This window comes from Pseudanabaena cinerea FACHB-1277 (assembly GCF_014696345.1).
GTDB classification, from domain to species: Bacteria; Cyanobacteriota; Cyanobacteriia; order Pseudanabaenales; family Pseudanabaenaceae; genus Pseudanabaena; species Pseudanabaena cinerea.
Genome location: NZ_JACJPY010000018.1, coordinates 41,937 through 57,091 on the forward strand (window position 1 = coordinate 41,937; position 15,155 = coordinate 57,091).

Consider the following 15,155-nt stretch of genomic DNA (forward strand, 5'->3'; position numbering starts at 1 on the left):
CAGCAAGAGATTTATCATCGGCATTGTGCGTAACATGAATTAAAGAAGTGAACTACCAGACGCAGACCGCTTAGGCGGTACAGGGCTGGCTTCCTGATTCAACGGGGATAGCGTCCAACAAAACCGAAGTTTTACCAGATCGACTTACATCTCCTCCACAGGCCGACTCGCTAGTTCCTAACGAGATAATCCGCAAGGCTTCATTTCTAATGTTTATCGCTGCATTTACATCACGGTCATGATGCGTACCACAATGCTTACAAGTCCATGCCCTAACATCAAGATTGAGGTTGTCAACTCGATTTAGGCATACATGGCAAGTTTTAGAACTAGGGAACCATCGATCAATCTCGATATATTGCCTTCCTTCACTTTCAGCCTTGTATTTGAGCATTGTACAGAACATACCCCAGCCAACATCGCTAATCGCCTTGGCTAAATTATGGTTTTTAACCAGGCCCTTGATGTTGAGATTTTCCACTGCAATAACTTGGTTTTCGTTGACTATCTTGCGGGATAGTTTGTGCAGAAAATCTTCGCGACATCTGGCAATTTTGGCGTGAACTTTTGCCACGGCCAATCTTGCCTTTTTACGGTTCTGACTATCCTTCTTTTTCTTCGATAGCTTTTGCTGTTTGCGCTTTAAGTTGCGCTGATGTTTGGCAAATAATTTAGGATTATCAAACTTAGAGCCGTCACTGGTAATCGCAAAATGGGTTAGTCCCACATCAATACCAATAGCTTTGTCCACTGATACTAATTTAGGATTAGCTTTGCCATCGTCAACCAAGACAGATACAAAGTGCTTACCGTCAGGATTGCGAGAAACAGTGACAGTTTTGATAGTTCCTTCAAAGTCACGATGACGCTGACAGTGGACTAAGCCGATCTTAGGTAGATTAATTTTGTCACCATCAAACTTGACGTTCTGAGGGTAACTAATTGACTGCCTACCATGCTTTGATTTGAACTTAGGCAACATAGCCCGTTTATCAAAGAAGTTTTTATAGGCAGTGGACAAGTTCAAAGCTACTACTTGCAAACATTGAGAATATGGCTCAGTTAGCCATTCATATTCTTTCTTGAGTGCAGGAAGTAAGCCTTGTATATACGCTCTAGTTAGCCCTTTACCAGTAGTTTTGTAAGTTTCTTGGCATAGGTTTAAGGCATAGTTCCAGAACCATCTCGCACAGCCAAAAGACTTGGCAAGCAAGGTTTCTTGCTCACTTGTGGGATGAATTCTGTACTTGTATGCTTTATACATTTATCAAGAATATCGAATACTGATAAGCTAACTATAGCATAGATAACTTCTATTGATTCGAGAATCGCCCAATTTATTGTCGGGCTGCACTTTCATCCCGCCACTCATCCTTGTAAACGGATAGAGTGCGGGACTTCCCGTTCGCGTTAGTTAAAAAAGCGCCGCTTTTTTAATTCTTTTTTGAACTGCGCGGATTATTTATTGTAGTAATAGGCGATGTCCTTTTCTTTTAAAGGGGCAAAACCTGCGTCTAACAGCTTTTGATTGAGTTCATCTTGGGGAATATGCTTTGCGCCGATGCGGACAATGCGCGATCGCATCGTATTTGTCACACCACTGCGCTGGCGACCCGCTTCTAGTGCCATGACGCTATTATATAAATCTAGTTTTTTGGGATCAATGGCTGTCCCGTCAAAATCAATACCTTGGGCGATCGCCACATCAATGGCATCAGCGCCCGTTGTTTGAGCGTTTTCTTGAGAATTTTCAGACATAAATAAAAACCAAATATTTATTGAGAGTGTTGCATTGCATCACTCTCAACAAATTACCATTGAACGCGATACATACAAAACAATGCTCCATCTTTTTGGGCGGTGATTTTCCCGCCCATTGACCGTACTAGATCAATAATTTCATTAAGCGGCGTGAGATAAACTTCAGCCCCTAAGTAGGTTTCTAAAATCGCCCAATTTTCGGCAAGTTCCAAATCAGGGGCGATCGCATCAAAAATGAATAACCCATTGGGTTTCAAGACCCGCTTTGCCTCCTGCAAGACCAACTGCCAATATGCTAGAGGGTAATAACAACTGAACCCTGTGGCAATGACGCGATCGAATATCGCATTTTCATAATTTAAGCGGTGCGCTGCCCCATGCTGCACTCCCTTAAACAGCTTGGAGTTAAGCTGCGAACCCCTAGAGTTAAGGGCATCCTTCGCCACAAAACTAATTTCCTGACCATAAAAATACACTTCCCAATCGCGCCAAGGATAGATCAAAAAACTGACCCCACAGCCAATATCTAGGCATCGCTGATTTTTTTGAAACTGTGCCAATTCCCAAAAAGGCGAGGCAATTTTGCTAGAGAGCGTATGACTCACCCATTCTCGAAACAATGGCATGGACTCTACCTCCGAGGGCAAATCAAACGCCTCATTGCGATATTCGCGATCATAACGCTGCTGTACTGGCGCGATCGCCTCTGTCCATTCATCCACATGAGCAGTAAAAGCTTTATTCATAGAAACTCAATATTTTTATAAATTGATCATCTAGTTTTTTATATTCAATAAACAACCATAGGTGATTATCGGTTATTCCCAAGGGCGTGATCACGCTTTTGTGAAATAGCCTTAGACGCTTTGCCCTTTTAAATGTTGCTGACCTGCTCAATCCAGTCAAAAAAACGATTCCAAGCCCACCATCGATCGCGATCACCATATTCATGTTGACAATGCTTGCTGCTCACATAGCCCACATGACCGCCATATTCAGTGAGCAATAGAGAAATGGCAGGATTATTGGCAGCAATTTTTTGCAAATCTGGAATAATAGTTGGGTCAAATAGGGGATCATTGGCGGCATATATAATTAGGGTCGGTTTCTGCAAATTGGGCATGAAGTGTAGAGGGCAACTTGCGTCATAATATTCGGCAACGGAGGCAAAACCCAATTTGCCAATCGTTAGTTCATGGTCAAAGCCCCAAATACTATTGGCTCGCTCTACTGCCGCTTGATCAATGGCTTCAGGATAATTTTTTGCCATTTTACGCGCCAATTTCTTCAGTTCACGGGCGATGGACTTTTCTAAATATTTGCCAAATTCATCTTTGACTAAATAGGTCAGCGATCGGGTGGAGTCCACGCTAGGACAGATCACTGCGCCCCCCGCAATGTCACTATTGGCGATCGCCTCCCCAGCCTTGATGCCCCATAGTGCCAACTGTCCACCAAGGGAATAGCCTGTCAACCAAAAGGGCGCAGGACAACCAAATTCTTTAGCAGTTTTGGCAATACAAATATAGTCTTCTCCCTCATAGATGCCATCGGAGGTCAGCGCTGGTGATAGCTCTGCGGTTTTGCCATGCGCTCGCCAGTCAAATAGCACCACTGCATAACCAAGGGCGATCGCTTTGCGTCCCAGAATTTTTAAAAACCATTGATTATCAAGATCCCCTGTAATGCCGTAAGTACCAACAATTGTCCCTTTGATTTTGTCAACCTTAGGAATGGCATATTTGCCAAAAATAGGCACACCATTTGCGCCAATAAAAATATGCTCTTGATAGTTTGGCTCTGGCTCAAGGGTAAAGTTTTCCCATGTTTGGCTCAGCCTCAAAGCCGTGTAAAGGGTCATCAGCAAACCATTTTGCAAATGCCAAGGCGGGGTATAGGTCATGTCATCTATAAAAATTGGGTTAAGCATCACGTTGTGATGCTTAACCCAATTTTATATTAAACACTCTTTAGGCTAGGTGTATTAGCGAAGAAGTTTTGAAAGGGCGGCTTCGCCGTCTTTTTAAAACTTCTTCGAGTTTTGACGGAGAGAGAGGGATTCGAACCCTCGTTAAAGTTTCCCCTAAACAGCATTTCCAGTGCTGCGCCTTCAACCACTCGGCCATCTCTCCTCGCTGACGTTGCAAGTAAATTACTTGATTTGTCGTGCGGATATTTATCATACCAAAGCTTGGTACATATGCAAGCCCTGAAGATTTTTTTTGTAATTTAGGTTTGAAAACTGACCAAATCAATGCAGGTATTTAGATCTTTTCGCGCGTTGACTCGGCATCATCGGGATCATAGCCAATGTCGCCGACAAAGCAGAAGGAGAGCATGAGGTCAAACACATTGCGATCTATCTTGAGTTTGGGTGGATTAGGTTCATTTTTAGGTTCCAGCATTCGTGTGATGTCGCTGGTAAATTTGCGCCATTCTCTTTGGGCATAGCGATCGCTTTGTGTGGCTGTGGGCTTGATGGGTTTGAGGAGTTTGTCTAAATAAATTTCAAGGGGCTTGCCTTCTTGTACAGTTTCTTCAAAAAGTACGTCAATTTCTTCAAAGAGGTTTCGCATATAGGTGGGGTAGCGACCTGAGAGGGCGAGAAATGACATGACGATACGTTTGTCGTCATCTGTGGGGGTTTTTGATGTTTTTTGGCTACGAGTTGCCCAGATGATTTGCAGGATCTTGTAGATATTGATTAGGCGTTTGGCGGTGCGGGGGGTGATGTCTACGTGTTTGCAGCAGTTGACTAATAGTTGAAACTCTGATTCTTCAAATTCGATGGTTTGGGCGATGGTTTCGAGGAATGTAGTCTCATCGGTGGAGGTTGAGGCTTGTGTGGTTTGAGTGGAGATGGATTGTGAATTTTCTAAGGATTCTGGGGTGTCGATCTCAGATAGTTCAGGCTCGATAACATCAGGTGTCTGAACATTTAGCTCGGCTAAAGGTGCGATCGCTTCTTGTATTTCTTCCTGTATTTCTGTTTTTGGGGTGATGTCGTCTTTTTCAACAGGTTTTGATGGAGCTTTGGCTACTTTGGTTTGGGCGCGAAGGTAGCCGTCAATGTTTGCGGATGAGATAGGGCGCATTCGGTAGGGAATCTGGATGATTTTTTCGAGATAGTCAAGTCCAGATGGTTTGCCGCCGCGTTTGAGAACACCTTCGTAGACCTGTTCTAGGGCGCGGGCAATATAGCGATCGTCAATGCCTAATACGACTATGAATAGCTTTGTGTTGAGCAGTAGTTGGACTGATTCGAGGACTTCGACAACGCGATCGGGTGGGCAACGATCTAGGTCATCAATGTAGAGAACGACTCTCGCTGGACCTCTTGGGAAGAACTTTTTTAATTCTTCGCGGTTATGTTGCCAATCGGTGAGGCGATCAGAGAGGGCGGCAAGATCTTGCTTGACCTGTTGCATGAGTCCCAGTCGTTTGCCATAGTCGTCAACTTCGAGCCGATCGCTTACAAAGTCCATGAGCGAAGCATAGTTGGCGGTGAGTCCTACGCGCTGTTTTTGTTCTGCGACTTGGAGCTTGAGTTGGGCAACTTCTTTGACAAGGTTTTCAGAATCGCTTTGCTTTTGTTTTAGCAAGAACTCGCGATCGCTTTGAATTTTTGCTTGTTCTTTTTGGACGGAGTTGAGGTAATTGTTGATGGTTTTGAGGACCGGGATGAGGGTGGTGACTGCGGCGGCGATCGCGGTGATTATTTGTAAACCTGATGGAATTTTGGTGCGGATTGATTCCATCCATTGAGGGAAATTAGTGAACCAGTCACGAATTATATTGCCGAGTTCGGTGAAGTTGTTTTTGATTTCAGTGGGAATTAGGCGATCAAATAGGCTTGCTAAGCCAGTTTGTTGCAGCAAGTTTTGAGTGGCAGTGAAAATAGCTGTGCGGGTTGCGGGATCTAGGGTGAGGACGATCAATAAAGACATTATGAACAAGGCAATTAAGCCTTGCCAACTGGTGACGACTTTCTTTATTAAGGCGATCGTCTCATTGGTGGTTTTGCCCGCTTCGGCTAACTTCTCAATTTCATTTTTGTATTTTTCAATTTCTTCTTTAGAAAACAGGAGTCGCGTAATAGCTTTGATAATGGGTGTCCAGAGTGCTGTCGCTTTGCGGTTAGCGAGTTGTTGTTTTACTTCTGCTTCGGCGCTTTTGAGTTGGCGTTGCAGTTCTTGTTCTTTTTTCTGGAGTTCCTGCTCTTGCTGTTTTAAACGCTGTTGTTCCTCTTGTTTGCTTTTATCAAGGGTATTCCACAAGTAGTTAGAATTTGATTTGGGGTCTTTCCAATCTTTAAGTTTTTTGAGGCGCTCGTTAGATTCTATAAAAGCCCTGCGTTCTTCGTCATTGTTGAGGTAAAGCACTCGCCAAAAATCGCCTCCTTTTAGCAAGGCGTTCTCAAACTCTTTCTGCTGCTTTGGATCGATTTCAGGATCTGTTACAGGTTTAGGATTTTTTCTCTGTTTGATTTTTTCTAAATTTTCTTTGCTATATTTTAAACGTTTTGGGAAGCCTTCAAGAAGTAGAAATAGCAAATGTTCTAGGACGGACTCAATCCCTTCACGCCAAGATTTATAAGATGCTTCTAAGTTGTTGGAAAAGTAGTAGTCTGACTGTTCGCCGATCCATTTGATAAATAGGAAATTGCTAATTTTTGATGCTAGATCGAAAAATTTTTTTGTGAGACGATCAAATGGGATAACAAACAAAAGAACGAACGTAAAAGTAAGAATTGCTAGAGGAAATATAAGGAGGTGCAGAAAAAATTGAATGAGCCAGAGGTTTAGAATTTGTTGGATGAATATTACAATGGCTGTTTGTAAACGTTTGATGAGCGTCTGAATTGTTTTCGTTAGATTTTTGTAGGGGTTATAGATAAAGCGCTCGATATTGCGAGTCGATGATGATTTTTCTGAAAAGTTAGATTCTGGTTGCTCTTTTTTATTCTCTTGAGGGACTGGAGAGTTACTTAGAAAAGTTCCGATCTGCCGTTCTAACGTAATTTGGCGATTTAATTCATAGAAAATTTCCTGCATTAGACTTGCCCAGAGGTCAGACTTAGCATAAGTCCAGGCATTGAAACTAATTTGATAGATATGCCCCACGTGGGGAGACAGGATTTGGATGTCGTTAGAAGAGTTGGGATCGCCCCAAGCTTGAAGTCTTGTGAGTTCTTGCTTACGAATTGCCTCGATCCTTTGTTGAATTAGATTCATACCGAAGGATTTGCCACTGCCCCAACTACCCAAGATTGCCACAGCCATCGGCGGTTGGAGACTGCGTAGCATCAGCACTGTTGCCATAGCCTCGATTTCATCCTGAACGTTTAGGCAATCCTTACCCTGCGACGAATCGTTGGCAACACCTTGAGGAATCTCGATCTGTCTGCTGCGATCTGCCAAGTTAGCGATCGGATTGCCATCTAGAGTCCACAGGCGAATTGTCTTGTCCTGACTACCCGAAATGATCGCCTTACCATCTGGACTAAAGGCAACTGACCTTACACGATCCCTATGCCCTTGGAAAGGATTCCGAATTTGGTTACCCTGCAAATCCCACAACCGCAGCGTATTGTCCTGACTCCCCGAAACGATCTCCCTTCCATTGGGGCTAAAGGCTACTGACAAGACAATATCCCCATGCTCTCGGAAAGGATTCTGAATTTGGTTGCCCTGCAAATCCCACAACCGTAACGTCTTGTCACAACTACCTGAAACGATCACCTTGCCATCGGGGCTAAAGGCTACTGACAAGATAATATCCCCATGCCCTCGGAAAGGATTCTGAATTTGGTTGCCCTGCAAATCCCATAACCGTAACGTCTTGTCACGACTACCCGAAACGATCACCTTGCCATCTGGACTAAAGGCTACTGACCAGACCCTAGCCTCATGCCCTTTAAAAGGAGCGCCGATTTGGTTGCCCTGCAAATCCCACAACCGCAGCGTCTTGTCATGACTGCCCGAAACGATCGCCTTGCCATCGGGGCTAAAGGCTACTGAACTGACCACACCCTTATGCCCTTGGAATGGTTGCCCAATTTGGTTGCCCTGCAAATCCCACAACCGCAGCGTCTTGTCATCACTGCCCGAAACGATCGCCTTGCCATCGGGGCTAAAGGCTACTGAACTGACCCTATCCTCATGCCCTTGGAAAGGTTTGCCGATGGCTGTGCCAGAAATGGCATCAAATAGTTGCAAAGTGCCATCATTCAGCCCTGCGACGATCTTGCGTCCATCGGGTGAGAATGCGGTTGAGAGTACCGCGCTCCCAAGGTTCGCAAAAATCACGGGTTCGGCGCTATCCTCGGCGGCTGACTCAGATTGAACAGGAGATTCTTCTGCAAAAGACAACTCCTGCACCTCCTGTTGCATCTGCTGCTGCATTGGTTGCGCTTCTGACGAAAATTCAGCATCCATGAAATTTTATTGGGTTGGAGACAGATTAATGATTTACAACAAAAAACTTGTAGGGGTAGAGCATTCGCGGCAATGTTCATAAATTATCACCAAAATTTCGATAGGCAAATGCTTTACCCTCTTCGCCTTCACCGATAAATTGTCCCTGCGTTACGAGTTTAGGGCAAAGCATTTCCAAATTCCAAACAATCTCGAAACTTATAAATTTCCGTGGGAATGCTATGCCCCTACATGGCGATCGCACCGCGTATACACAAGTCAGTCCGTCTTTATTTAAATATATCGAAGCCCCCTAAATCTCACAATGATGGGGAACTTTGAAAGAATTTTATTTTCTTGTTCCCCCAGAATTGTGGGGGCTAGGGGGCGATTAATAGTTGACTTGACTGGAGTTTGAGACTTGTGTGTACAAGGTCGCTTAAAAAGGGGGACTCTTAAAAAGGGGGACTGAGGAGAATCTAAACCTTAAAACCTAGACAGAGATCTTTGTGTACGCCGTAGCTTTCGTAAGGGGGCTAGGGGGGATCAATTAGTAATTCTAGCGATCGCAGATATATAAAACCAAGAATTAGCATTGTGGTGCTTTGTGCCGCAACGTCTAATTTTTCACTGGAAAGGTAGTATCCTTTGAATTATTTAATCGACGGGTATTTTTGGATTGCGAAAAAATTCGGTAATTATCAAAATTAGGGTCATGGTTAACATCAGCTAAATTTTGATTGTGAATATTATGCTGTCTATGGGGCTGAGGTTGAGGATCAAGATACTCATTATAAATGCGATCGCAATCATTATGATGCCCATGGAGAGACTCAGCATTATGCATCTTGATCAAGGAATAATCTGTATCATCATCAAAAATAGCGAGAGTAACATTCAGCACATCCAAAAACTTAATAAAATCGTTGCATTCTTCTTCACTATAAACACTAAAGAAATTGATCAACTCAGCAACATAGCCTTCTAAATATCTACGACTATCAGGACATAGCAAAACAATTTTGAGGAGAATGATGATTAAACCTAAAAAATTTTGAGCATTGAGTGCAAATTTCAGAAATCGTGAAGGATGGCGATATTCATCTAACAAAATATGCTTCAGAAGTCGATTGCAGATAATATTTAATAGGCTAATCTGCATCTGTTGATTATCGTCACGCTCCAACAAATTTACGGGCTTAGAAATAATTATTTCCTTAAGATTGAATGGATCTAAACTATTTGCAGATATTCCCAAATAATCTACTAACTTATCTTTGAATTCGCCAAAACTAAGATTGCGAATCTGTTTATATAGATTTTGAGCGATATTGCGAAATTTTTGATTCCCCTGCTTATTAAGAACCATTTTAATCAGATTTAAAACCCCATCACCTAGGCTAGTTGGATTTTTGAGTTGAGGATTACTGCCTCTTGCATCGATCTTGGCTGTGTATAATGCTAGATCAAACTTGAATTGTTTTTTTAGCTTGCGCGATAGGTTTGCTGCATAGACTCGCTGCTCAATCGATTTACTGGTGTCGTTTGATTCTGATGCTAGAATGTAAGTAGAGAAACGTTCCGCCCAACTATCATAGCTATGCTGAATTGTAGGTCTTCCTGATAGCGATCGCAGTTTGTTATATTCTTGACTTTGGACAAATTTCTGTAGCCACTGCTTCAGGGTTTTAAGCTTAGTAACTTTAGTGGGAGTGCTAATAAAATTTGATAGAAATAAATCAACTAACTGCTGACAAGCATTGATATTTCTATTGACAATCCAATTATTATTCAAAATATAGCAACAGCGTAGGATTGTATATTTAAAATCTTCTTCTTTATCATAAAAAATAATTTCTCCAAGGGCATAGTATGCTGCGGAGTTATCAATTGGCTCATACCGAATAAATAACTTGTTGAACTGGTCTAAAATTTCATCATCACTGTAGGTTTTAATGATTTCTAGAAAGAAGTTATAAATACATTGCTGGGCTTTATCAATGTTGCCTGCGGTAATACTGGAGGAGTCGTCACGGCTATGACTAAAACCGTGATCAGGATTATATTGATTATGATTGTGAAAATTTTTCATAACTAATTTCAATGCTCACTTGCGGCCTATTGAGGCTTTGAGTAGTGCGGAGAGATTATTAGAAGCGTTGTGGAGCGACACCTCCAGCAATTTTTCTGGATATTCTAATTAAGCGCAAAGCACTTAATGTTATTTCATCTGTGAGATTAACAACCTACTCAGTCGAGAGTTACGGTAAGTTAGTTGAACATATTCTACTGTAGGCTGCTCTGTTAGTATTTTAGAGTATTTTAGTATGCAGCCAGATTTGGGATTTATTTCGCCTAGTTGGCAATAAATCTTTAATTGAGTCTTGGGAAATTAACAAACCAAGACTGATGATAGCTATAAGTCCACTCCATAGATTGATAAAAATGCCATCTTTCAAAATTTTTGATAACGACATCGACTTTGATACGCTTCAAGAATATTTAGGTTCTGAAGCGATCGCCATTGATACAGAAACAATGGGGTTAATTCCTCGGCGCGATCGCCTTTGTTTGGTGCAAATTTGTAACCACAAAGATATTGTTAGCATTGTCAAGATTGGACAGGGTATATCGGAAGCGGTCAACCTGAAATATTTACTAGAAGCCGATGCCGTTACTAAGGTTTTTCATTTTGCTAGATTTGATGTGGCGATGCTAGAAGCGCACCTTGGCATTGCCACACACCCAATTTTTTGTACAAAAATCGCGAGTAAGCTCGCCCGCACCTACACCGATAAGCATGGGCTGAAGGAATTAGTAAAAGAGTTGCAGGGAATAGAGCTTGATAAGACTTCCCAAAGTTCGGATTGGGGCAATGTGGGAGCGCTTTCAGATGAACAGCTAAAATATGCGGCGAATGATGTGCTGTATTTGTTACCAGTCTATCACAAATTGATTGGTATGCTAATTCGCGAAAATCGTTATGACCTTGCCAAAGCCTGTTTTGCCAATATACCCACTTTGGTTTATTTGGACTTGCTGGGTTATGCCGATGTGTTTGCCCATTAAAGTCCAAGGCAAATCTTGATGGCGCGGTTACTTTGCGCCGCTATCAAGGGATGCTAGTTACCATAAACAAATATCATGCCAAACTCAACTCTCCAAGGTTTTCGAGCCAGTTTTTTAGATGCGATCGCCGATCCGTTTTATATGCCTGAATCTGAATGTATCAGGTATTTCGGCGATGGTTTATTGATCGTTGAGGATGGCAAGGTTAAGGAAATTGGCAATTATGCAGATTTACAGGCGAAATATGCTGAGGTTGACATCGCTGACTATCGCGATCGCCTGATCGTTTCAGGGTTTATCGATACCCATATTCATTTCCCACAGACAGAAATGATCGCCTCCTATGGTGAGCAACTGTTGGAATGGCTGAGTACTTACACTTTTCCCACCGAGCGCAAATTTAGCGATCGCCAATATGCTGCTGACATTGCCGAGATATTTCTCGATGAGTTGCTTCGTAATGGCACAACTACGGCTTTGGTATTTACGACCGTATTTCCGCAATCCACTGATGCTTTTTTTGAGGCAGCCCAGCGCCGCAATTTACGCATGATCGCAGGTAAGGTGCTGATGGATTGTCATGCGCCTGATTATTTGACGGATACGGCGACATCTTCCTATACAGAGACAAAGCAATTAATTGAGAAATGGCACAAATGCGATCGCCTGCTCTATGCGGTTACACCCCGTTTTGCAGTTACCTCTTCATCAGAACAGTTGAGCGTGGCTGGGCGCTTGCTGCAAGAGTTTCCCGATGTCTATCTGCATACGCATCTATCAGAAAATGTGAAGGAAGTTGCCTATATTGCCGAAGCTTTCCCTGAAAGTAAAGGCTATTTAGATGTTTATGATCAGGCGGGATTGGTGGGCGAAAGGTCGATATTTGCTCACGGGGTGCAACTGACGGATCAAGAATTTGCAAGGCTAGCAGAGACAAAATCAGCGATCGCTTTCTGCCCGACTTCCAATATGTTTTTGGGCAGCGGACTATTTAAAATCGAAAAGGCGAAGTCTGTAGAAACCCCGATCAAAGTTGGTCTAGGCACTGATGTGGGCGCAGGGACTAGTTTTTCAATATTGCGTACTGCTTGCGCTGCCTATCAGGTCGCCCAACTGCGATCGCAAAAGTTGTCACCTTTTCAGGCGCTATTTCTTGCCACTTTAGGCGGTGCAAGGGCTTTATGCCTTGAAGATCAACTCGGTAATTTTGAAACTGGCAAGGAAGCAGATTTTGTGGTGTTAAATCCGCGCTCCACTGCGATTATGGCATTACGCAATCAGCTTTTTAATTCTAATCACCCTCTCACTCTGCCAGAAGTTGCCGATCAACTATTTGCCACGCTGATCATGGGTGATGATCGGGCGATCGCCGCCACTTACATCATGGGTGAGTTGGTAAAATTCAACCAATAGTCATGGCAAATTGTTTACAATACTAAAAGAATAATAAAAGTAAGCAGCAAAGAAATTAAAAGGAGTAAATAATGGCAAAAGAACAAAAGGGCAATAAAGAGGCTAAAAAGCCCAAAAAAGATCCCTCGGAAAAGAAAGAGAAAAAAGATCCTAAAAGATACGACTAACTGCATTAGGGCTTACACAAAACAGCTAAAAGTTGGGGCAACTTATAAATTGCCCCTGCAATAGAATCATGGTTTTGAGTGCTTCTCTGGCTTCTACCAAAGTTGACCATCACCTGATCATTAACCCGATCTGGGTAAGATTCCATAATCTTGGGAAGGGCAAGATATTTTGCCACATAAAAGCCGAGATTTTGGTTGTCTAGCTAAAAGTAAAAATCGGGAGATGCAGCGATCGCTAAAAGTGTTAAAGAATCGGCTAAAAGCATTGGAAAATAATTGGTAGCTATTACAGCAATACTCGATCAAAACTGCCACAAAAAGGATCGCAGGGCGAAGCCCCACAATGGGTTTTATATTTGAATCTATGGTGAGTTTGAAATCAAATTGTTGTAAATTTCAAACAGCAAGTTATATTTAATAGCAAATTGTCACATCGCATTAATTATCCCTGACAGCGTTGCCCCATTATGAGTGAAACTACTGTATCTCTTGATAGCGAAACAGCATCAAATTTGGTGACAAAAGAGCCACCAGAAGATCTAACCGATTCCCAGCAAGATAACTTAACTAACAATCTTGAAGTTGAGAGAAAATTTCAAGATTTCGCGATCGCACTTTCAGCATTACAATCAACTCCCCAAGCATCCCAAGAAATGATTTTGAAGGTACTCATTGCTAGAGATTACCTTCAAAAAGCATTAAGCAGTGAAGATGTAAAATCGGTAGAATTGCTAACCAAACTTTCTGTTCTAGATGAACAATTGATGCGGCTAGGTGAAGCGATCGCCACAGGACTACATCTACCTCAGTGGCGTAAAATCTTGCATCCTCCCGAAACTAATTGGTGGTGGTTTTTTGAGGTAGTTCAACCAATTGCCAAACCACAAGGCTGGGATCAACTAGATTGGCTGTTTAACCTATTAACAATTCTTTGTCTCACGGGTACGGTATCTTTCGCGTCAAAAATTATTCCAATAATCTTTTCTGGTGGCATGAGCCTCTTTGAATCAGTCGGTCTATTGGGTCCTAGCGGTATGGTTGCTTTGGTTCTCTCAAGTATGGGGGGTGGTCAAGGGCAGAAAAAGCTTCAGGAGGCAATGGCTAAGTTAGGTATTTCGCCAAAATTTCAAAGTGAAGTAACTTTTGTGATTGCATTTCTATTGTTCACTGGCGCATACTTCTTTTCGGAAAATCTCCCAAAATATTACTTTAAACACTATATCAGTGAAGGCGAGAGACTATACAAAGACGGCAAACTTCCTGAGGCAAGAGATAATTTCAATCATGCTTTAGGAATTGAGGATCAAGACCCTACGGACATCGGTAAGGTGTATGTAGGAATCGGCTTACTAGAAGAGTCATTAGGTAATAATGCTGAGGCGGTAAAAAGCTATACCCATGCTCTTGAACTGGGAAATTATGCGGTTTTGAACAATTTAGGGCGTGTAAAAATCTCTCAAAATGAGCTTGATGCTGCTGAAATGTATTTAAACGTGGGATTGCAGAGGGTAGATGCAAACGATATTAATATTCGATATCAATTGCATCGTAATTTAGGTTGGGTTAACCTTGAAAAGAAGCGCTATGCTATGGCTGAGATGAATTTGGTACAAGCAATCGAATTTGATAAGCGCATTCCTAAAGGGAACTTGGGTAAAGGGATGGCTAACTGCTTTAAAGCTAGGCTTTATGAGATTCAGGATAAAGCGGAAAAAGCGACAAACCAATGGAACCTCTGTTTGGAGTTTGGTAAGCCTGAAACACTGAATGAATATCAATCCATCCTGAAGCTCAATCCCGAAGTTGGCGCAAGGCTAGATTCCACAGGGATTTTTAACTGATGTGAGTAAATGTAGGGTGTGTTAGCGTCAGCGTAACGCAAGAATTTTGAACATTGGGTAAGGTTAAGGTGCGTTACATTCCATTAACGCACCCTACAGGATCAGCGATCGCACTTATCGGAACTAATCAACGAAGAGAACCATTTTTGCTTGCCCAATCTCGGATGAAATCAGACAATCTCAACGGGCTTTTCGGTTTGGCATAACGGTCTAATTGAGCCGCCGTTGATTAATCCTAAGTTCTTAGAGATCAACTTTTAGCGGTCGGCTCCAACGCAGTGTTATGCGGCTTTAAGAGATTTACCTAAAATGGCAAGTAGTGAATTTGTCCTTGTAACTCTTCCTCTGAACTGCATTCTATTAACAGAAAGATATCTTCTATTGCTCTTCCAATACTTGCATCCATGGGAACTTCTACAACACCATTCATAGGTAAATTTTGTTCTATTCTTTCATAAGCATAACGAGTAATAGTTGCTACATCATGG

10 protein-coding genes, 1 tRNA gene and 1 pseudogene are annotated in these 15,155 nt (G+C 42.4%); 3 read left to right on the forward strand and 9 right to left on the reverse strand.

What is annotated here, in order from left to right; all coding sequences use genetic code 11:
• Positions 1-70: 70 nt before the first annotated feature.
• The 7 genes from tnpB to H6F44_RS08060 all read right to left on the reverse strand — a co-directional run bounded on the left by tnpB (position 71) and on the right by H6F44_RS08060 (position 10,269).
• Positions 71-1,264 (reverse strand): IS200/IS605 family element RNA-guided endonuclease TnpB, encoded by a 1,194-nt coding sequence (gene tnpB, locus H6F44_RS08030; RefSeq protein ID WP_190350439.1) that lies wholly within the window; start codon positions 1,262-1,264, stop codon positions 71-73.
• Positions 1,265-1,458: 194 nt separating this feature from the next.
• Positions 1,459-1,758 (reverse strand): small RNA NsiR4-regulated ssr1528 family protein, encoded by a 300-nt coding sequence (locus H6F44_RS08035; RefSeq protein WP_190350440.1) that lies wholly within the window; start codon positions 1,756-1,758, stop codon positions 1,459-1,461.
• 53 nt (positions 1,759-1,811) lie between these two features.
• Positions 1,812-2,507, reverse strand: coding sequence for a class I SAM-dependent methyltransferase (locus H6F44_RS08040; protein WP_190350441.1), 696 nt, complete (start codon positions 2,505-2,507; stop codon positions 1,812-1,814).
• A 128-nt stretch (positions 2,508-2,635) separates the two neighbouring features.
• The gene (locus H6F44_RS08045; RefSeq protein WP_242016488.1) at positions 2,636-3,691 is read right to left on the reverse strand and encodes a YheT family hydrolase; all 1,056 of its coding nucleotides are present in this window, start codon (positions 3,689-3,691) and stop codon (positions 2,636-2,638) included.
• Between the two features lie 115 nt (positions 3,692-3,806).
• Positions 3,807-3,893, reverse strand: a tRNA-Ser gene (locus H6F44_RS08050).
• Between the two features lie 132 nt (positions 3,894-4,025).
• A complete protein-coding gene (locus tag H6F44_RS08055; RefSeq protein ID WP_190350442.1) occupies positions 4,026-8,198 on the reverse strand; it encodes a P-loop NTPase fold protein in 4,173 nt (1,390 codons plus the stop codon).
• 598 nt (positions 8,199-8,796) lie between these two features.
• Positions 8,797-10,269: a hypothetical protein gene (locus H6F44_RS08060; RefSeq protein ID WP_190350443.1), complete on the reverse strand. Its 1,473-nt coding sequence runs from the start codon at positions 10,267-10,269 to the stop codon at positions 8,797-8,799.
• Between the two features lie 353 nt (positions 10,270-10,622).
• Here H6F44_RS08060 and H6F44_RS08065 point away from each other — a divergent pair, with 353 nt between their 5' ends.
• Both H6F44_RS08065 and guaD read left to right on the forward strand, forming a co-directional pair.
• The gene (locus H6F44_RS08065) at positions 10,623-11,246 is read left to right on the forward strand and encodes a ribonuclease D (protein ID WP_190350444.1); all 624 of its coding nucleotides are present in this window, start codon (positions 10,623-10,625) and stop codon (positions 11,244-11,246) included.
• Positions 11,247-11,321: 75 nt separating this feature from the next.
• Positions 11,322-12,659 carry a guanine deaminase gene (gene guaD / locus H6F44_RS08070; protein ID WP_190350445.1) on the forward strand — a complete coding sequence of 446 codons (1,338 nt, stop codon included), beginning with the start codon at positions 11,322-11,324 and terminating at the stop codon, positions 12,657-12,659.
• Between the two features lie 172 nt (positions 12,660-12,831).
• On the opposite strand, the gene H6F44_RS08075 is transcribed toward guaD, so the two are convergent.
• Positions 12,832-12,972, reverse strand: coding sequence for a hypothetical protein (locus H6F44_RS08075; protein ID WP_190350446.1), 141 nt, complete (start codon positions 12,970-12,972; stop codon positions 12,832-12,834).
• A gap of 321 nt (positions 12,973-13,293) precedes the next feature.
• Here H6F44_RS08075 and H6F44_RS08080 point away from each other — a divergent pair, with 321 nt between their 5' ends.
• A complete protein-coding gene (locus H6F44_RS08080; protein ID WP_190350447.1) occupies positions 13,294-14,667 on the forward strand; it encodes a tetratricopeptide repeat protein in 1,374 nt (457 codons plus the stop codon).
• Positions 14,668-14,971: 304 nt separating this feature from the next.
• On the opposite strand, the pseudogene H6F44_RS08085 reads toward H6F44_RS08080, so the two are convergent.
• A pseudogene (locus tag H6F44_RS08085) lies at positions 14,972-15,155 on the reverse strand (DUF5615 family PIN-like protein); the annotation flags it as partial.